We start from the raw sequence: 19,865 nt of genomic DNA, 5'->3' as shown, positions 1-19,865 counted from the left end.
ATAGAATCAGCAGCAGTAATAATTTAATATTAGATATTTATGTTGATCATTCATCAGTAGAGATTTTTATTGACGATGGAGAAATTTCAATTACTGATTTAGTTTTTCCAGAAAAAGATTCAAACGAGATTAAACTGAGCCTGAATAACTCTGAAATTAAAATAAACGAATTAAATATATCTGAAATGAACAGTATTTGGTAAATTTATCAGTTAATAATTCTCTTCCAAAGAGTCAAATCAGCAGAGAGCAATTTTTCATCCGGTCTAAAAGCAGCTGGAGCAAAAATTTCTCTCAATCAATGTTGATTTGGCTCTATTTATGTTATAATAAAAGAAATATTTTTCAATTTAATAAGGAGGATTTTCAATGCAGGGAGTAATAACTTTAGGAGAAGCTTTAATTGATTTTACACCATTAGATGATCAGAATATGGACTTTCGCAAAAATCCAGGGGGAGCGCCAGCCAATGTAGCTGTTGCTTTAAGCAGACTGGGAGTGGATGTTAGTTTTGTTGGCAAGGTGGGAGATGATGTCCTGGGTAATTTTCTGGCTCAAAAACTGCAGTCGGAAAAAGTTAATATTGACAACCTTGTTTTAACAAATGAAGCAAAGACCGCTATTACTTTTGTTACCTTAGATGAAGATGGGGACCGCAGTTTTGATTTTTACATAGATCCGAGTGCAGATAGGTTTTTGCGGGCTGATGAAATTGATGCTGAGCTTTTTGCAGAAAATAAGATTTATCATTTTGGTTCCATTTCTTTAATCGATGAGCCTGCTAGATCGGCAACCAAAAAAGGTATCGAGCTGGCTCATGAGAAAAATATGCTGGTTTCTTATGATCCAAATTTAAGAGAAATGCTCTGGGATTCCTTAGCTGAAGCAAAAGAAATGATTTTATCTGTAATGGATGAAGTTGATATAGTTAAAGTTTCTGAAGAAGAGCTTGAATTTTTAACAGGAGAAAAGGATATTAAAAAGGGTGCTGAAATCTTAAAGGCAGAATATAAAATACCGGTCTTATTTATCACCTGTGGTAGTGAAGGTTCATATTATTATTTAAATGATTTAGGTTTTGTAGAAGCATTTAAGGTAGATGCAGTTGACACAACCGGAGCTGGAGATGCCTTTATGTCTGGAGTTTTATATAATTTCAATCAGACTGATTTGACCCTGGCAGAAATTAATAATGATTTCTTAGAGAAAACTTTAAAATTTGCCAACTATTCCGGTTCGCTGGCAGCATCAGCTTCTGGGGCAATGGCTGCTCTGCCAACTTTAGAAGAGGTTCAGCAGTTAGAATTGTAATACAGGATGGTGATAAATTGTGCAGGGCTTGTATAAATATTTAGAAGGCAGCAGTTCAACCCTGGAAATAGACATTTACACTAAAGCTTCAATGGTTGCAATGTCTCACTCTGTAGAAAAAGTGGTAAAAGAATACGGACTATTTGCAGATATCTATGTTCTATTCCAGGATTACAAATATTTTCTCTATGAGAGAGAGCGATATCTGGAATTTGATCAGCTCTGTCGTCAGGTTTTTATATTTGCTGAGAATATCCCAAAAGACGCCAGCAGGGATTTCGAAAATACAACTTTTGTTGAGTTGGAAGCTGCTTCACCTTTGCTTGAAGAATGGGCGGTTACAGTAATTCATCCAGATTATTCTGCAGTGCTGGCAACTAAGGAAATTCCAGGTTTGCAGAGAATTAATAAAGAAAATTACCGAACTTTTGAAGGCTTTTTGAGCCTTGATTCAGAAATTGCTGCTGATTCGGCAGCCTACTATCAGAAGTTACTGGCCCAGAAAGAGATTAATTATCTTGACCGCGACTGGCAGCCGGCAGAATTGAAAAATCAAAAACCCGAATTTCAGAAATTAATTTCTCTATTTATCAATGATTCTCTTTTTGAGTTAGAAGACAAACTGCGCAGTCTGGAAGAAAAGGAAATGCGTTTAGATGAAATGGTAAAGGATAATAAAGAGCTGAGTCGTGAGACTATGCAGAAGCTATGTGAGGCCGGTGAGTTTAGAGATGAAGACAGTCTTTTTCATATTTTGAGAATTGGCTTTACTTCAGCTTTAATGTACAGGGAATTGGGAGCAGATCAAAAAGGAATTGAAAATATATTTTTTGCTTCTCTGCTGCATGATCTTGGAAAAATCGGGATTCCAGATTCAATATTACAAAAACCAGGAAAGTTGACTGCTGAGGAATATGAGGTAATGCAGAATCACCCTGAAATTGGCGCTAAAATACTGGCAGGTTCACATTCTGAAATATTAAATATGGCTTACAATATTGCCTATTCTCATCATGAAAAGTGGGACGGCAGCGGTTATCCTCGGGGTCTTAAAGGTGAAGAAATCCCAGTTGAAGCCAGAATAGTGGCTCTGGCAGATGTTTTTGATGCCCTTTCTTCAAAAAGAGTATATAAAGATGCTTTTTCGCGGGAAAAATGTGTGGATATAATCAGCAGTGAGCGCGATCAGCATTTTGAGGGAGAAATTTTGGATATACTGCTGGAGTATCTTGATGAAGTTTATGCTTTCCGAGAAGATTTAAAAACTTTCTCTGAAGGTAAAACAACCAGAGAAATTTCTGATTATTTTTTCTCTGTTAATTTCAGTGTTTTTGAATTTTTAAAAATGAGAGAGATGATTAATTCCTAAATTTCATTCATCAAAATTACATCATGTTAAATAATTCACTATAACCAGGTCCAAAACGACGATTTTGGACCTGGTTCAATAAAATATTACAAAATCTCTTGCAATCAGCAATTAAATACTATATAATACTTAAAAATAAACATAAATAAACCTGTGAACAGAAGAGTAAGAATTTTAGTGGAGTTAGCGAATCGAGGATGGTGAGAGCTCGAGCGAAACTTGGTTCTGAAGCGCATCTGTGAGGTTTTTTTCTGAACTCAGTAGGAAAAAACGTAGAACTGCGTTAAATTAGCTGAAAGTGGATAATTATTTTATCAAGCAGAGTGGTACCACGGATATTAACCTGTCTCTATTATATGGAGGCGGGTTTTTGTAGTTTTTAGCAGCTTTTTTGCTGAAAATATATTTAAAGAAAATTGTTGGTCTGATTTGTTGAGGATTGAAAAGAGAGCAGAAAATCTAAGGAGGAATATTTAAAATGGCAGAAAAAGAAATTAAGAAAATTTTGTTGGCGTATTCAGGTGGACTTGATACTTCAGTGGCGATTAAGTGGCTGCAGGACAAATATGATGCAGAAATTATTACTTATACCGCTCATTTAGGCCAGCCTCAGGACTGGGATGCAGTTGAGGAGAAGGCTATGGCAACAGGTGCTTCTAAGGCTTATATTGATGATATAAGAGAAGAGTTTATTACCGATTATGTTTACCCTGCACTTAAAGTGAACGCAATGTACCAGGAGAAGTACCCCCTGGCAACAGCACTGGCTCGGCCGCTGATTTCTAAGAGAATGGTAGAAATCGCAAAAAAAGAGGGAGTAGATGCTTTAGCTCACGGCTGTACAGGTAAGGGTAATGACCAGGTTCGTTTTGAAGTTTCATTTAAAGCTCTGGCTCCAGAAATGGAAATTATCGCACCTTTAAGAGACTGGGAATTTGTTTCCAGAGATGCAGAGATTGAATATGCTGAGGCAAATGGAATTCCGGTTAAGGCGACCAAAGACAGTCCCTACAGTATCGACCAGAACTTATGGGGAATCAGTATTGAATGTGGAGTCTTAGAAGATCCCTGGGCTGAGCCGCCTGCAGATGCCTATCAGTGGACTAAAGATGTAGATGATACTCCAGATCAGCCGAAATATATTACAATTGATTTTGAAAAAGGAGTTCCAGTAGCAATTGATGGAGAAAAGATGTCTCCGATTGACCTGGTAGAAAAGTTAAATGCAGTTGGTTCTGAATACGGAGTCGGTAGAATCGATATGTTAGAAGACAGACTGGTTGGAATTAAATCGAGAGAGATTTATGAAGCACCTGCCGGTGAAATTTTAATTACAGCTCACAAAGCTTTAGAAGATTTAACTTTAGACCGTGACACCAAAAATTACAAAGCTGAAATGTCAGCTAAATACGCTGAATTAACTTATAACGGTCTCTGGTTCTCACCTTTAAGAGATGCTTTAGATGCCTTTGTTGAAAAGTCTCAGGAAACAGTAACCGGGACAGTTAAAGTTAAGCTTTACAAAGCAAACTGCACTTTGGCCGGTAGAAAATCTGAGTATTCATTATATGATCACGGACTGGCAACTTATGATGAAAGTGATAATTTTGATCATAAATCAGCTCCAGGATTTATTAACCTCTGGGCTTTACCCTTACAGGTAGCAAATCAGAAAAAGAGAGAAGAAAAATAGATGGCAAAAAGTAAATTATGGGGAGGAAGATTTGAGGCAAATACATCTGAGCTGATGGATCAATTTAATGCCTCTCTTCCTTTTGATATTAATTTAATGGAATATGATATAGAGGGCAGTCTGGCCCATGTTAAAATGCTGGGTAAACAGGAGATATTAACTGCTGCCGAGGTGGAAAAAATAACTGAAGGCTTAAAAGCTGTCAAAAAAGATCTTGAAGCTGAATTAGAAGCGGGAACTTTTGATTTTAAGGAAGCCGAGGATATCCACAGCCTGGTGGAAGCCCGACTGACTGCTAAAATTGGTGCAGTCGGAGGTAAACTCCATACTGGCCGCAGCCGGAATGATCAGGTTGCAGTTGATATGAGGCTTTACTTAAGAGATCAGACCGAACAGATAATGGAAATGATTCTTAAGTTTATGCAGGTGCTGCTTGAGCTGGCAGAAGAGCATGCAGAAACTGTAATGCCCGGTTACACTCACCTGCAGCGGGCTCAGGCTTTAACCTTTGGTCATCACCTGCTTGCCTATTATTTTAAGTTAAAGCGGGACTATCAGCGTTTTCAGGATGCTCTAAAAAGAATCAATGTCTCACCATTGGGTTCTGGAGCTCTGGCCGGCAGCTCATTTAATTTAGACCGTGATTTTACGGCTCAGGAGCTTGGCTTTGAGCGGGCCTGCGAAAATTCAATGGATGGAGTCAGTGATCGGGATTTTGTGCTGGAATTTCTTTCTGTTGCTTCGAATCTGATGCTGCATTTGAGCCGCTTAAGTGAAGAAGTGATCCTCTGGAATTCAAAAGAATTTTCCTTTATCGAGCTTGCCGACCAGTACACAACCGGCAGTTCAATTATGCCGCAGAAGAAAAATCCGGATCTGGCCGAGCTGGTAAGAGGTAAAACCGGACGGGTTATCGGCAGCTTAAATCAGCTGATGCTGACTATTAAGGGTCTGCCGCTGGCTTATAATAAGGACTTACAGGAAGATAAGGAAGGCCTTTTTGACAGTGTAGATACTCTGAAAGTTATTTTGGAACTATATCCAGAAATGTTAAAGACTATGACAGTTAAAAAAGAAGCGATGCAGCAGGCTGCAGCCACAGGCTTTTTAAATGCAACCGAGCTGGCTGATTTTCTGGCTGAAAATGGTATTCCCTTCCGTCAGGCACATCAAATTGTCGGAGAGGCTGTGCTTTTTGCCTCCCAGAAGCAGAAAGAGCTCGATCAGCTTGAGCAGCCGGAATGGGAAGAAATTTTAGGAGACTACCTTAAGGTTGATGCTGATAAACTAAAAGAAAAGTTATCTGTCGAGGCTGCAGTTAATTCGCATGCAACTAAGGGTGGCCCGGCATTTGAGGAAAGTAAACGAGTTATCAAAGAAGAAAGAAAGTTTTTAGCTCAGAAATAAAAATAGTTAAATAGAAAATTATTCAAAAATAGCCTCTGATTTAGTGAGCAAAATAATTCTAAATTAGGGGTTTTATTTTTGCCGAAAAAGTATTACAATAAATATATAAGTAAACTACTAAAGATTGGAGGGTATAAAGTGAGAAAATCAAATTTTGCTTTAGATAAAGTTTTGACAGTAATTTTAACAGTCTTTTTAATTAGTATCATTAGTATTTCAACTGCTTCAGCTTTTTCTGATTATGAGAAAGATGTAGCAGAGAGGCTGTACAAAGATTTAGATGAAGAATACAGGATTACAGAATTTCGAGCCGGCAGTCTGGAGTATGAAACTCTTAAAAGATTGGAGGCAAATGTGATCGCAGATAAATTTAAAGATGAGGAATTTAAGGTCCACCATATTGACGATCAGACGATTAATGCCTATTATATAGGTGACGGTAATATAATGCTTTTTGAGGGGCTGCTGCAGGAATTGAGTACCGAAAATCAGCTGGCCGGTCTGATTGCACATGAGATGGGACATGCTGTAGAAGAACACCTGACCGAGGATTTAGAAAGAAACCTGGGGCTATCACTATTAAATCTACTTTTTAATCATTTTACAGATAATGACTACCAGACAATGACCAATGTCGCTCAAAATTTAATTGCCAATGGTTATTCCAGGGAGCAGGAGCAGGAATCAGATATCTATGCGGTCGATCTAATGCTCCGCAGTGGTTATGATCCGCAGGGATTGATCGAGCTGATGCAGATTTTTAAAGAAAACAGTAACAATTTTAAGCTCTTAGAATTCACTCAGACTCATCCAATTCCGGAAAGTAGAATTGAATATCTCAAGGAATACATTGCTGAGCAGAAGTCAAAAAAGACTGCTGAAAATAATAATCGGGAAGGCAGTGATCAGGGCTTAACCATGCCTGAGAGAAACGAGTTTAGTCACTTTGAAAACAGTTTGATTTCCTTTTCCTATCCAAAAAGCTGGAATTTAAATGAAGCGAGGGCTTTAAAACAGGAGGTCAAATTTAGATATCAGCTGAGTGCTGAAGACTTAAATGCAGAAATCTATTTTGAAGATTTGAGTTCCAAAAACTTTATGGAAACGGCTCGTAAACAGTTTAATTATGCTGCCATCGAGGCTGAAGAAAATGGCTATCAGGTAGAAAAACGAACTATTGCAGATGAGCAGCTTGATATTTATCAGCTGCAGTTAAACCGCAGTCAGGAATTTAAGCTTGATTATTTTATTAGTCAGAAAGATCAGCAGCAGCTTTTAAAGTTGAGTTTTAAACCTGGTGCTGAAAATAGGGCTGAACAGCGTCAGCTAATAGAAAAACTGATTGAAAGTATTCAATTTAAATAATATATAAAATTTGGAGTGGTCACTTTGAAAAATAAAACAAGAAAGTTAGTTTGGGCAAGTTTTTTATTAATTCTGGGTCTGATTTTACCGCGGCTGGTTAATCTGGCTGGAAGTCCAACTCTGGGGAATTTAATTTCTCCGATGCATATTCCGGTATTTTTAACAGCTTTAATTTTAGGCCCCTTTTATGGAACTTTAATCGGCTTTATTACCCCTCTGTTCAGCACTCTGCTCTTTGCAATGCCGCCAGTAATGCCGCCGATTACCTTTCTCATGGCTTTTGAACTGGCAGCCTTTGGTCTAATTGCTGGCTATCTTTATTCTAATAAATCTCAAAATATATATTTGAGTTTAATTGCTGCCATGATTTTGGGACGTTTTGTTTATGGACTGGCGTTAATAGCTGTTGGACCAATCTTTGATTTTAATCCTCCCTTTATTCCTTTTATGCAAGGGGCATTTGTAACTGGAATTCCAGGAATCGTTATTCAGCTGGTAGTTATTCCATTAATTGTTGAAAAGATCAAACCGATTAAGGAATTTGCAGAGTTTAATAGAATGGTTAAATAAGTTTAGACTGAATGATTTCAACTAAAAAAATCAAAACTGAGGAGGAATAATTATGCAGTATGATATATTTTCTGTAGGTGATAATATAGCAGACTATTACCCGGAGGAAAAGAGAGTTTACGCCGGGGGAGGAGCCTATAATACGGCTGTAATCGCCAAAAGACTGGGAGCTAAAGCAGCTTATTATGGAGTTTTTGGGACAGATAAGAATGCTAAATTTTTATATGAAACTTTAAAAAAAGAAAAAGTTGCCTATCCTGTTAATGATATTAGAAAAGGAAGGAATGCACTGTCAATTGTCCGTCGTCAGGGTTCGGAAGCGGTTATTGAGGCAGTTGATAAGGGAGTCTATAAAAATTTAAAAATCAATAAAAATGTGCTGGAGATTATCAAAAATTCTAAAATTGTCCACAGTAATATTTATTCCTATTTTGAAAATTACCTACCAAAGCTGCACTATAAGACTAAACTGTCATTTGATTTTTCTTACCTCAGAAACAGGGAATATATTGGGGATATCATCCCCAGAGTAGATATTGCTTTTTTCTCAGAAAGTAAGAGTCAGGAGGACCCGGAAGCCTTTTTAGACTGGCTTTCTCAGTTTGAGCTTGAGGCTGTTATTTTAACCCTGGGTGAAGACGGTGTTCTGATGCAGCTTGGAGAAGAAATAATTAGAGAAAAGTCCCTGCCTGTTGAAGCAGTTGATACTCTGGGCGCAGGTGATGCCTTAACAGCAGCTTTTTTAACTTCTCTGGCAAAAAACGAAAAAGATTATCATCATGCTCTGGCTGAAGGACTGAAAACAGCAGCTAAATACTGTAAAGTAAGAGGAGCTCTGGGTGTTTCTGAGCCGAGAGAAGAGGAGCAGATAATTCATAAAAATGTTCATAAGTAAAAATAATATCTGTTTAATAGTTAAAAGAAAATAATTCAGCTTTATTTTAGCAATTAAAGAGGAATTAAACAATTTTTATAGAAAATAGTTTTTAGGGAAAATTATTTTAACTATTTTGGGGAAAGGATTATAGTATATGCGCTTAGTCTTAACAGAAAATCTAAAAGAAGATATGGAATTAGCCAAACCAATTTATGAAAATGGAAATATACTACTAAATAAAGGTGTTAATAATTTATATAAATATAAAAGTAAGCTGCTAGAGCTGGGGATAAAACATCTTTATATTGAAGATAGGTATTCATATGATATTGAAATCAATGATGCAATTAAAGACAGCACCAGGCGCACCGGAAAGAAAATAGTTACCAATACCTTTGACAGGATCAAAAATGGTTTTATAGATTTAAATACTAATGACCTAAAGAATGTTGTTGAAGATATTACTGATGAGCTGGTTCTAAATGAGGATGTTTTATTAAATCTAGTAAGTCTAAAAAGCACCAGTGATTATACTTATGAGCATTCAGTAAATGTTAGTGTGGTCTGTATAGCCCTCGGTAAAATGCTCGGTTACAGTAAAAGTGAGCTTTTTAAACTTGGAATGGGAGGGATGCTGCATGATATTGGTAAGACCCTTATTCCTGAGGAGATTTTAAACAAGCCGGCTAAATTAACAGATCATGAGTTTGAAATAATAAAAAATCATCCGGAGTTAGGATTTAACTACCTGCAGCAGATTGAGTCAATTAGTCCCCTGTCAAGAATAGTTGTTTACTCACATCACGAGCGGGTTGACGGTTCCGGCTACCCTAGAGGGCTTAAAGGTGATGAGATCCACGAATTTGCCCGGGTAGCTGCTATTGCTGATGTTTTTGATGCCTTAACCAGTGATCGAGTTTACAGAGATAGATGGCCGACCTATAAAGCAGCTGAGTATATTATGAACCATACAGAACAGCTCTTTGATTATCAACTGGTTAAAAAGTTTTTGCCTCAGGTTTCTTTTTATCCCAATGGTTCGGAAGTGATTTTAAGCAGTGGGCATCGGGCGGTAGTCAGAACTCAGAATGTAGGGTTTCCGACCAGACCGGTTCTCAGATTAATCGAAGATGATGAAGGTAATGAGCTGGATAAGGAACTGGATCTTTTAAAGCACATGAATATTGTAATTACTAAGGTGATTGTTTAATATATTTTCTAATAAAATACTTTGGTTTAAATAAAAATTTAATCCGATTTTTTAAGCTATCTTTCTAAGTTGATTGGGAAGATAGTTTTCTTTATTTAAGCAGCTTCAGATGATTTTTCTTCGATTAATTTAAAGGGATATCTACCTGAATATAGAATATAATTAGCAGGTAGGAAAATTAAATTTACTTATTTTTATTAAATGTTTACAGGGAGGAATATCTTTATGACCAGTGAGATTACCTTTGCTCTGGATATTGGCACCAGAACAATTGTTGGAATTTTAATAAAAGAAACTGAAACTGGCTATCAAATTGTTAATTCTGCTGTGCGAGAACATCAGACCAGAGCAATGCTTGATGGTCAAATACATAATGTGGCCCGGGTGGCAGAAGCTGTGGCCGAAGTAAAAAAGGAACTGGAAGAAAAATCCGGGCTGACTTTAAAAAATGTGGCCATTGCAGCTGCGGGAAGAGCTCTAAAAACAGTAACTAAAAGCCATAATATTGAGCTGGAAAGAAGCAGATATATAGAAGAAGAAGATCTCAAAACTCTGGAATTAAAAACTATTCAGAAGGCTCAGGCTGAGCTCAAAAACGATCAGCAGCAGGAGCAGGCTTATCAAAGTCAGGGGCTGGAAACTAAGAAAAATAAAATTAAGGCAGTAGATTACCACTTTGTTGGCTATACAGTCCGCAAATACAGGCTGGACGGAATGGAACTGGGTCATCTTTTAGGACAGCGGGGTAAAAATATGGAAGTTGAACTTGTTGCTACCTTTTTGCCCAGAATTGTTATTGATTCTCTGCTTTCTGTAATTAACAGAGTTGGTCTGGAAGTTGAACACCTGACTCTGGAGCCAATTGCTGCTTCTCAGGTAGTAATTCCAGAGGCGATGAGTAATTTCAATCTGGCTCTGGTTGATATAGGAGCCGGTACTTCTGATATTGCGATTACTAGGAGTGGTTCTATTTCAGGTTATGCGATGGTACCGGTGGCCGGTGATGAGATAACAGAGATTATCTCAGAAAAGTTTTTAATTGATTATAATAATGCAGAAAAGGTAAAATGCAGTCTCTTAGAAGATGAAGTTTTAGCAGTCAAAACTATTTTGGGTGAGAGTCTGGAATTAAATAAAGATGAGGTTCTGGCTGCAGTTGAAGAACAGCTGGAGCAGCTGAGCAGCTCGATTGCAGAAAGTATTCTTGAAATCAATTCTGCACCTCCACAGGCTGTGATTTTTATTGGTGGTGGAAGTCTGACACCAGGGCTGAAGGAAAAGTTTGCTGAAAAAATTGATATAATTGAAAGCAGAATTGGAATCAGAAAAAGAGAAGACTTAAATAATATTGAAGGAGAGATAAGCGGGATCAACACTACCCAGACTTTAACTCCACTTGGGATTGCAGTCAGCACCAGGGAAACACAGAGTAAGGCAGTTTTTATTGAGGTAGAGGTAAATGGAGATCGAATTAATCTGCTTACTCTCTCCCAACCAACAGTTGCCGATACACTGCTGGCAGCTGATATCGAAATGGAGCAGCTCAGTCCTCGACCGGGAATGGGACTTACTGCGACAGTTAATGGTGAGCTTAAGACTGTCAAAGGTGAGCTGGGAACTGCGGCTAAGATTCTGCTTAATCAGGAAGAGGCGAAACTGAAGCAGCGGGTAACAAATGGTGACCGAATCAGTTTTAAAGCCGGCAGACCCGGCCAAAATGCTGAAGCAGAGATTAAGGATGTTATCCCGGCTGCAGATTTGTGCAGCTATCAGATCTATTTAAACGGCACTAAAAATAAAGTTGGGACCAGAGTTTTTCAGAATGGCAGTCTGGTAAATTTAGACCAGGATTTAGTTGACGGAGCTGAGATTGAATATACAGTTCCAGAGACTGTAAGGGATGCCCTGGCCCAGCTGCTGGAATTACCTGCTGGTAGTTTTAAAAATGAAAGCATAAAATATAATTTCAACGGTAGAGAAGAGGAAGCAGTAATCTCTCGTTATTCTGTGACTACAGCTGAAGGCAAAAAAGTTGATCTTGATCGTCCTTTAGAAGCTGGTTTAAAACTTCAGATTGAAGAAAAAGAAGACGAGAGTCTGACTATCAGGAATTTACTGCGGAAAAAAGGTAATCAGGAAATTGATTTTTATTTCAACGGCAGTGAACTGAGTGTTCCCAACCAGCGCTGGGAAGTAGAGGTTAATGGAGAAAGTGTAGATTTAACTTACAAAATTCAGGCTGGAGATCAGATCAGAGCTTTTTCGCGCACTTTAACTGTTGAAGGAGTATTTGATTATATTAATTATGGGATCTCAAAGCAGCTGCAGCAGAAAATGCAGTTGATTTTAAATGGTGAACCTGTTAATCTTTCTGCAAAGATAAATGATGGTGATAAATTAAAAGTTAAACTGAATGCTTAAATAAAGCAGGGCTAAACTGTTTGTTTATAATAATTATTTATGTTTTTAGACTTAAACATTAATATTTTTTAAATATAGATTGGGAGGAATAATATATGTTTTATCCGCTAAAATTTGATCACAAATATATAGAAAAAATCTGGGGAGGAACGAAACTTCAAAATTATAGAGATGATCTGCCAGAGGTAGATGGTCAGATTGGAGAAAGCTGGGATGTTTCTGCTCAGGAAGCAGGAATGAGTATTGTTCAAAATGGAAAGCTTGCCGGAAAAACCCTAAAAGAATTAACAGCAATGTATCCACAGCAGATTCTGGGTGAGGAAATAGAGGCAGAGGAATTTCCGCTTTTATTAAAAATCCTTGATGCACAGGCTCAGCTTTCAATTCAGGTTCATCCAGATGATGAGTATGCTGCTAAATACCCGGGTGAGGCTGGTAAAACAGAAGCCTGGTATGTAATTGATGCTGATGAAGATTCTTATTTAGTAATTGGAACTGAAGACTGCTCAGAAAGTGAATTCAAAAAAGCAGTCCAGAATGATGAGATTAATCAGTATGTTAAAAAGATTAAAGTTGAAAAAGGCGATGTCTTTTTTATTAAGGCCGGGCTGCTCCATGCGATAGGAGCTGGAATTATGCTGGCCGAAATTCAGCAGAGCAGTGATACAACTTACAGAGTTTATGATTACGGCCGCGGCAGGGAACTGCACCTGTCAAAGGCAATGGATGTTATTGATTTTAAATTAAGTTCAGAAAAGAGAAAGGGTCTTAAAGTCTGTGGTGATGATTATGATTACAGCTATTTCTGTTTGAATGATAAATTTGCCCTTGATATTATCGATGTAAAGAAAGCCTATCGGGATCAGGGTGATCAGCAGAGATTTTATATCCTGACAGTAGTCGAAGGATCAGGCAAACTAATCTATGGTGATCAGGAGCTTGAATTAGATGAAATTGAAAGTGTGCTGATTCCAGCTTATTCCGAAGAATTTAGAATCGAGGGTAATTTAAAATTAATGAAAAGTTATGTCCCTGATCTAGAAAAAAACCAGGATCAGATTTTATCAATTATTGAGTAAATGCTATTTTGTTAAGTTGATTTATTCTAGCAGGAAAAGATTTATCTAAATAATGAAAGGAAATTTTATGGATCAGGAAAAGATACAGCTTTATCTGACACGATTTTTTCTCTTTTTGCTTTTTGCCGCAGTAGTTGGTAATTTTATAGCTGAAAACTGGCTTAACCTTTTTACTTCAGTACTGGCAATTATTTTGATCTATCTACCATCTTACTTAACTGATAAGAATTATCTGCAGATTCCTACCGGTCTTCAGTTCATTATCATCGTTTTCATATTTGCTTCAATGTATCTGGGGGAACAGCGAGAGTTTTATTACCGCTTCTGGTGGTGGGATAGTATGCTGCATCTGATTTATGGGATGGGCATGGGTTTTATTGGCTTTGTAATGGTCTATGTTTTAAATAAAAATGAAAATATTGATGTGGTTTTAAGTCCAATTTTTGTAGCAGTTTTTGCTTTTTCATTTGCAGTAACTATTGGTGTTTTCTGGGAGATTTTTGAATTCTGGATGGATACTATTTTTGGCTTAAATATGCAGAAATCAGGTCTTGTCGACACCATGTTTGATCTGATGGAAGACTGTGCTGGTGCTTTGATCACCTCAACTATTGGCTATTTTTATATTAAAACTAAAAGGCCGTCACGGTTTCAGAGATATTTGAGCGAGGTATTAGAGAAGAACAGCAAATTTTTCAAAAAATAAACTATTGTATTTTGAGATTAGAAAGGAATGAATCATGGCTTCTAAAAAACCAAACCAGTTAATAAAGTCGCTTGATAGAGCACTTGATATTTTGGAATTAATAGTAGGAAAAGAGAATGGAATGGGAGTAACTGAAATCAGTCGGGAGCTGGATATTCACAAGAGCACAGTTTACAGGCTTTTGGATACTCTTAAATTTAGGGGTTATCTGGAAAAGAATGAAGATAACCATAAATATATTGCAGGGATTAATTTATTTGAATTAAGTTCCAAAGTTTTAAATGATATTGACAGCAGGATCAGAGTGCGCCCCTATTTAGAAGAATTGATGCAGAAAACTAAAGAAACCATTCACCTTGGGATTTTGGATTCTGGAGAGGTTATTTATCTGGATAAGGTTGAGAGCACGGCCACAATTCGCATGTATTCTCAGGTTGGAAAAAGAGTTCCGGCTCATTCGACCAGTCTGGGTAAGGCAATTATGGCTCACCTGCCTGAAAAAAAGGTGAGGGAGATCTTAGAGGAAAAAGGAATGGAAAAAAATACTGAAAATACTATTACCAGTGTTGAAGAATTTTTAAGCCATTTAAAAAAGGTAAAAAAGCAGGGTTATGCAGTTGATGATGAGGAGCAGGAAGAAGACATTCGCTGTATTGCTGGCCCGATTTTTAATCATCGGGGAGAGGTTGTGGCGGCTTTTAGTATTTCAGCGCCAATAACCAGAATGACAGAAAGCCGAATGAATCAACTGGCAAAATTGGTGGTCGAATATTCACAAAAAATGTCCAGATCCCTGGGATATAGTAATTAGATTAAAAAGAGCTATTTTAATTGATGGCTCTGATTGTATTTAATTGGCTTGAAATTATTTAATAATTGCTATAAAATATTTATAAATTATAAATAATTCTCAACAGAGATTCTGGAGGTTAAATATGAAAAATATAAAAATAGGAATACCCAGAGCTCTACTTTATTATTATTATTTTCCTTTCTGGCTTAAACTTTTTTCGGAACTGAAGCTGAAGGTTGTAATTTCAGATAAGACCTCAAGGGATTTGTTAGACAGGGGGGTAAAAAAATCATTATCTGAGATTTGTGTGCCAATTAAGGTGATGATTGGTCATGTGTTAAATTTAGACAAAAAAGAAGTTGATTACATTTTCCTGCCTCGATTTAGAACTATTAGAGAAGATGTAGTCTTATGCCCCAAGTTTTTAGGGCTGCCGGATATGATCAGACATTCTCTACCTTCTTTGAAGGCGGAAGTGATTGCAGATATCATTGAAGCTGAAAGTGATGATATTTCTCAATTTTCCAATCACAAAAAACTGGCAGAAGAGCTCAAAATTCCTAAAAAAGAGATGGAGACTGCTCTCAAAAAAGCAGCAGAGTTCTGGCAGCGGTACAGAAATTTACTTTATAAAGGTTATTTAGTTGATGATTTTTTAGGAGTAGAAAAAATTGAGGTGCTGGAAAAACTTATTTCAAAATTTGAAAATAGTTCAAAACTGCCTCAGAGTCAAAAAGAGGAACTGAATTCTTCTACAACTGAGGAAGTTGTTGATATTGCTCTGATTGGTTATGTCTATGATGTTTATGATCAGTACATAAATATGGATATCACTAATAAACTTAAGGAAATGGGAGTGCGGGTTCATACTTTTTCTATGGTCAGAGAAGATATTATTGAAAAGGAGCTTGCTGAGCTGAGAAAGCCCATGTTCTGGGAATTTACCAATAAGCTTTACGGAGCAGCCGAGCATTATTTTAAGAACCAGAAAATAGATGGAGTGATTCATCTTACTGCCTTTGGCTGTGGTCCGGATTCGATGCTGGGTCAGATTCTCGAAATTGATGCTAAAGATTATGATAAAGCTTTTATGACTTTAAGAATTGATGAACAGACTGGAGAAAGCCACATTATTACCAGAATTGAGGCTTTTATTGATTTACTCAGATTAAAAAAGGAGCAGTAAAAAGATGAGATTATCCTTTCCTTATATGGGGCCAACAATTGTCTATAAAAAGCTTTTTGAATTACTGGGTCATGATGTTGTTATGCCGCCAAAACCAAATAAAGAGATTATTGATCTGGGAGTAAAACACAGCCCTGAGTTTGCCTGTTTTCCTTTTAAAGTGATAACAGGCATTTATTTAAAGCTGATGGAAAAAGATGTGGATACTCTGGTGACCAGCGGCGGACATGGTCCCTGTCGTGCTGGCTATTATGGTGAAGTACATAAAAAAATTCTGAGAGATTTAGGTTATGATGAGGTAGAAGTTATTGTTATTGATTCTCCGCGTGATGATTACCGCTACTTTTATGAGATTGTAAAAAAGCTTAAGGGCAGCAGTTCCTGGCTGCAGGTGGCCCGGACAATTAAAATTGTTTATGAGCTAACTAAGGCTTTAGATGAAGTAGAAAAGCAGGTAGAAGTTTTAAGAGCATATAATGAGAATGGAGTTATCAATAGAATCTGGCTGGACGCTCAGGAAGAATTTTATCAGATTAAATCCGCCAGGGATATTGAAAAAACTAGAAATAAATATTTAGCTAAACTAAATAAATTTAAGGATTCCATTCCTGCTGAAGAAGATCGCTATCGGATTGGAATTATTGGAGAAATTTATGTGGTCCTGGAGCAGTCTATCAACAATCAGATTGAGGAAAAGGTCAATTATTTTGGTTTTGAAGTTGAGCGCTCTCAGTATTTAACTGACTGGATCAGAGAAAATGCCTTTCCTTTTACCGGTAAGGAGCTGGAGGAGATAGAAAAAAAGGGAGAGGAATTTATAGAAATTGAAATTGGGGGTCACGCCCGGAGTAATATCGGACATGCCATTAATTTTAAGGAGAGAGGCTTTGATGGGATTATTCATCTTAAACCCTTCGGCTGTCTGCCGGAACTTGTTTCACAGAGTGTAATTGACGACCTTTCCGAAAAATATGAGATTCCAGTCTTAACAATTTCTATCGATGAGCAGACCGCTGATGCAAATGTACTAACCCGAGTAGAAGCATTTTTAGATATGATCAAAGAAAAAGATATGAGGGAGGTCATGTAGATGCAAAATCTTTACCTGGGAGTAGATATTGGTTCAGTTAGTATAAATATTGTTGCAGTAGATGAAGATAACCGGCTTGTTTTTAAGCTTTATACCCGCAACTCAGGTAGTCCAATTGATCTGGTTAAAGAAGGACTTAAAGATTTTAAGGACGAAGTTGATTTAGCTAATTATGAAATCAGTGGAGTTGGAGTTACCGGGAGTGGCAGACAGTTAATTGCTTATGTTCTCGGAGCTGATACAGTTAAAAATGAAATAACTGCTCATGCCAGAGCCTCAACCTATTATTATCCTGATGCCGGAACTATTTTTGAAATTGGTGGTCAGGATTCTAAATTAATAATTGTAGAAGATGGAATTGCGGTTGACTTTGCCATGAATACTGTCTGTGCAGCTGGAACCGGATCTTTTCTGGACCATCAGGCAGAAAGACTGGGAATTCAGATTGAAGAATTTGGCAGCCTGGCTCTGGAGGCAGAGCGGGATGTTAGGATTGCCGGCCGCTGTACTGTTTTTGCTGAATCTGATATGATTTCAAAACAGCAGTATGGCTTTACCAAACCAGAAATTATTAAAGGTTTATCGGAAGCACTGGTCAGAAATTATATGAATAACCTGGTTAGAAATAGAGTCTTAGAGGGTAAATTTATTTTTCAGGGCGGAGTTGCAGCCAATATCGGTATCAAATCTGCTTTTGAAGAAGAGATTGAAGCTGAAGTAATTGTTCCTGAACATCATGATGTAATGGGTGCGATTGGAATTGCAATGCTGGCTAAAAGAGATATTAAGCGTAGTGGAGAGAAAACAAATTTTAGAGGTTTTGATTTAACTGAGGAAAAATTTGAAACTATAAGTTTTGAATGTGAGGACTGTGCAAATAACTGTGAAGTGATTAAAGTTATTGCAGATGGAAGGGTTATTGCAGTAACTGGTGACCGCTGTGGCAAGTGGGCAGCTTCTCTAATTACTGCTCAAAATCCGGCTGCTGCTGATATGAAAGAAAGTTCTCAAAAGCAGGAAGCCGAAGCTGAAGAAGAAACAAATTTATATAAGGTAGACCCGGAAAAGGAAAAGCAGGTAATGCGTGAGTTAGAAGAGCTGGAGCTGGAAGATGAGAAAAAAGAAGAGGAAAAGGCAGCTGAAGAAGCAGAAATTGCTCAGAAATCAGAAGCAGCTGATAGTGACGAAAAAGATGATAATGTTTATGTTTAAGTCTTATGTTTAAGTCAAAAATTTAAATGAGGTGTTTTATGGAATACAGAATTGAGAAGGATAGTTTGGGGGAAGTAAAAGTACCGGCTGATAAACTTTATGGAGCACAGACAGCAAGGGCTGTAGAGAATTTTCCAATTGGTGAAGAAAAAATGCCGCTAGAAATAATTCGAGCTTATGGGATTGTCAAAAAGGCGGCTGTGCTGGCCAACCATGAGCAGGGATTGATCAGTAGAGAAAAAAGAGATTATGTTTTAAGGGCAGCTGAGGAATTAATAGCTGGGGAACTGGATCAGCATTTTCCCATTTCTCTCTGGCAGACCGGTTCCGGTACTCAGACCAATATGAATGTCAATGAGGTGCTGGCAAATAGAATTTCAGAGCTGGCAGGAGAAGAGCCGGGAAGTAAAAAGCCAGTTCATCCCAATGATGATGTTAATATGTCTCAGTCATCTAATGATACTTTTCCAACTGCGATGGCCCTGGCGGCTGTCGGCAGAGTGGAAGACTTTTTGCTTCCGATTTTTGAAGATTTGAAGGAAGTGCTGGCAGAGAAGGCGGAAAAATATGCCGATTTGGTTAAGGTGGGGAGAACCCACCTGATGGATGCAACCCCAATTACACTGGGACAGGAGTTTGCAGCTTATGCCTCTCAGCTAAGCGATATTACTCAGATGCTCAAAGATAGTCTTAAATATTTAAAAAAACTGCCTCTGGGAGGAACCGCTGTTGGTACGGGTTTAAATACCAAAGCAGGCTTTGCCGAAAAAGCAGTTAAGTATATTAATCTGGAAACAGAAAATAATTATGTGGCTGCTGAAAACAAATCTGCCGGAATTGCAGCTCATGATAGTTTTGTTAATTTGAGTGGGGTTTTAAAAACAGCAGCTTCTTTTTTAATGAAGCTGGCCAATGATACCCGCTGGCTGGCCTCCGGTCCCCGCTGTGGTGTCGGTGAGATTAATATTCCTAAAAATGAGCCCGGCAGTTCAATAATGCCGGGAAAAGTAAATCCAACTCAGGCAGAAGCCTTATTTCAGGCGTCAGCTCAGGTAATGGCCAATGATACAGCTGTTAATCTTGGTGGAGGCAGCGGCAATTTTCAGCTCAATGTTGCTAAACCTCTAATTATTTACAATATACTGCAGTCAATCAGACTGCTCGGTGATGCTGTCAGTTCCTACAATCAGCGCTGTTTAAAAGGAATTGAAGCCAATAAAGATCAGATCGAGTCCTATCTGGAGAGCTGTTTAATGCTGGTTACTGCATTGAACCCGGTAATTGGCTATGATAAAGCAGCAGAGATTGCTCAGAAGGCCTTTAGAGAGGATTCAAGCCTAAAAGAAGCTGCAGTAAGTCTTGGCTATTTAACTGCCGAGGAATTCGAAAAACACGTGGATCCTAAAAAGATGACCGAACCGAATCTTTAAAACGTACACGCACCGTGAACCACCCGATTTATGTCGAAATATGTAACCCGCGCTGAATTAGTAATTTTTATTAAAATAAAAGTAGTAAGCTGATAGGTTCTGAGAATTTTTCTCAGGACTTTTTCTTTTGGAATATACTATAATAT

Annotated in this window: 16 protein-coding genes, 1 pseudogene and 1 other annotated feature; all 17 genes and pseudogenes read left to right on the top strand. The window is 37.7% G+C overall.

What is annotated here, in order from left to right:
• Window positions 1-203: GH32 C-terminal domain-containing protein (locus CI949_RS07365; RefSeq protein ID WP_290764689.1), on the top strand; the 203-nt coding region annotated here is incomplete at its 5' end.
• Between the two features lie 166 nt (window positions 204-369).
• Window positions 370-1,311 carry a carbohydrate kinase gene (locus CI949_RS07360; protein ID WP_290764686.1) on the top strand — a complete coding sequence of 314 codons (942 nt, stop codon included), beginning with the start codon at window positions 370-372 and terminating at the stop codon, window positions 1,309-1,311.
• A gap of 19 nt (window positions 1,312-1,330) precedes the next feature.
• On the top strand, window positions 1,331-2,680 hold the full coding sequence (locus tag CI949_RS07355) for an HD domain-containing phosphohydrolase (protein ID WP_290764683.1): 1,350 nt from the start codon (window positions 1,331-1,333) through the stop codon (window positions 2,678-2,680).
• Window positions 2,681-2,824: 144 nt separating this feature from the next.
• Window positions 2,825-3,034, top strand: a binding site (T-box leader).
• Window positions 3,035-3,158: 124 nt separating this feature from the next.
• A complete protein-coding gene (locus tag CI949_RS07350) occupies window positions 3,159-4,373 on the top strand; it encodes an argininosuccinate synthase (RefSeq protein ID WP_290764680.1) in 1,215 nt (404 codons plus the stop codon).
• Window positions 4,374-5,780, top strand: coding sequence for an argininosuccinate lyase (gene argH, locus CI949_RS07345; RefSeq protein WP_290764677.1), 1,407 nt, complete (start codon window positions 4,374-4,376; stop codon window positions 5,778-5,780).
• A 138-nt stretch (window positions 5,781-5,918) separates the two neighbouring features.
• Window positions 5,919-7,145, top strand: coding sequence for a M48 family metallopeptidase (locus tag CI949_RS07340; RefSeq protein ID WP_290764674.1), 1,227 nt, complete (start codon window positions 5,919-5,921; stop codon window positions 7,143-7,145).
• Window positions 7,146-7,169: 24 nt separating this feature from the next.
• Window positions 7,170-7,715 carry an ECF transporter S component gene (locus CI949_RS07335; protein ID WP_290764671.1) on the top strand — a complete coding sequence of 182 codons (546 nt, stop codon included), beginning with the start codon at window positions 7,170-7,172 and terminating at the stop codon, window positions 7,713-7,715.
• A gap of 52 nt (window positions 7,716-7,767) precedes the next feature.
• Window positions 7,768-8,610, top strand: coding sequence for a PfkB family carbohydrate kinase (locus CI949_RS07330; RefSeq protein ID WP_290764667.1), 843 nt, complete (start codon window positions 7,768-7,770; stop codon window positions 8,608-8,610).
• Between the two features lie 136 nt (window positions 8,611-8,746).
• On the top strand, window positions 8,747-9,802 hold the full coding sequence (locus CI949_RS07325) for an HD-GYP domain-containing protein (protein WP_108141383.1): 1,056 nt from the start codon (window positions 8,747-8,749) through the stop codon (window positions 9,800-9,802).
• Between the two features lie 225 nt (window positions 9,803-10,027).
• The gene (locus tag CI949_RS07320; protein ID WP_108141381.1) at window positions 10,028-12,223 is read left to right on the top strand and encodes a cell division FtsA domain-containing protein; all 2,196 of its coding nucleotides are present in this window, start codon (window positions 10,028-10,030) and stop codon (window positions 12,221-12,223) included.
• Between the two features lie 95 nt (window positions 12,224-12,318).
• Window positions 12,319-13,302, top strand: a complete 984-nt coding sequence (locus CI949_RS07315) for a type I phosphomannose isomerase catalytic subunit (RefSeq protein ID WP_108141379.1) — start codon at window positions 12,319-12,321, stop codon at window positions 13,300-13,302.
• A gap of 67 nt (window positions 13,303-13,369) precedes the next feature.
• Window positions 13,370-14,008: a hypothetical protein gene (locus CI949_RS07310; RefSeq protein ID WP_108141400.1), complete on the top strand. Its 639-nt coding sequence runs from the start codon at window positions 13,370-13,372 to the stop codon at window positions 14,006-14,008.
• A gap of 34 nt (window positions 14,009-14,042) precedes the next feature.
• Window positions 14,043-14,819 (top strand): IclR family transcriptional regulator, encoded by a 777-nt coding sequence (locus tag CI949_RS07305; RefSeq protein ID WP_290764660.1) that lies wholly within the window; start codon window positions 14,043-14,045, stop codon window positions 14,817-14,819.
• A 124-nt stretch (window positions 14,820-14,943) separates the two neighbouring features.
• Window positions 14,944-15,987 (top strand): acyl-CoA dehydratase activase-related protein, encoded by a 1,044-nt coding sequence (locus tag CI949_RS07300; RefSeq protein ID WP_208108959.1) that lies wholly within the window; start codon window positions 14,944-14,946, stop codon window positions 15,985-15,987.
• A gap of 4 nt (window positions 15,988-15,991) precedes the next feature.
• Window positions 15,992-17,077 (top strand): acyl-CoA dehydratase activase-related protein, encoded by a 1,086-nt coding sequence (locus tag CI949_RS07295; RefSeq protein ID WP_133529872.1) that lies wholly within the window; start codon window positions 15,992-15,994, stop codon window positions 17,075-17,077.
• Window positions 17,078-18,043 (top strand): annotated as a pseudogene (locus tag CI949_RS07290) (acyl-CoA dehydratase activase); the annotation flags it as partial.
• 284 nt (window positions 18,044-18,327) lie between these two features.
• Window positions 18,328-19,719, top strand: coding sequence for a class II fumarate hydratase (gene fumC / locus CI949_RS07285; protein ID WP_108141371.1), 1,392 nt, complete (start codon window positions 18,328-18,330; stop codon window positions 19,717-19,719).
• Window positions 19,720-19,865 lie beyond the last annotated feature (146 nt).

Source organism: Halanaerobium sp. (assembly GCF_003070835.1).
This window is presented reverse-complemented; position numbering and strand designations above follow the sequence as displayed.

Bases quoted from the DNA above. Each gene is read 5' to 3' on its own strand.
- CI949_RS07360 (WP_290764686.1), top strand. From the start codon at position 370: ATGCAGGGAGTAATAACTTTAGGAGAAGCTTTAATTGATTTTACACCA.
- CI949_RS07350 (WP_290764680.1), top strand. From the start codon at position 3,159: ATGGCAGAAAAAGAAATTAAGAAAATTTTGTTGGCGTATTCAGGTGGA.
- argH (WP_290764677.1), top strand. From the start codon at position 4,374: ATGGCAAAAAGTAAATTATGGGGAGGAAGATTTGAGGCAAATACATCT.
- CI949_RS07330 (WP_290764667.1), top strand. From the start codon at position 7,768: ATGCAGTATGATATATTTTCTGTAGGTGATAATATAGCAGACTATTAC.
- CI949_RS07325 (WP_108141383.1), top strand. From the start codon at position 8,747: ATGCGCTTAGTCTTAACAGAAAATCTAAAAGAAGATATGGAATTAGCC.
- CI949_RS07320 (WP_108141381.1), top strand. From the start codon at position 10,028: ATGACCAGTGAGATTACCTTTGCTCTGGATATTGGCACCAGAACAATT.
- CI949_RS07315 (WP_108141379.1), top strand. From the start codon at position 12,319: ATGTTTTATCCGCTAAAATTTGATCACAAATATATAGAAAAAATCTGG.
- CI949_RS07310 (WP_108141400.1), top strand. From the start codon at position 13,370: ATGGATCAGGAAAAGATACAGCTTTATCTGACACGATTTTTTCTCTTT.
- CI949_RS07305 (WP_290764660.1), top strand. From the start codon at position 14,043: ATGGCTTCTAAAAAACCAAACCAGTTAATAAAGTCGCTTGATAGAGCA.
- CI949_RS07300 (WP_208108959.1), top strand. From the start codon at position 14,944: ATGAAAAATATAAAAATAGGAATACCCAGAGCTCTACTTTATTATTAT.
- CI949_RS07295 (WP_133529872.1), top strand. From the start codon at position 15,992: ATGAGATTATCCTTTCCTTATATGGGGCCAACAATTGTCTATAAAAAG.
- fumC (WP_108141371.1), top strand. From the start codon at position 18,328: ATGGAATACAGAATTGAGAAGGATAGTTTGGGGGAAGTAAAAGTACCG.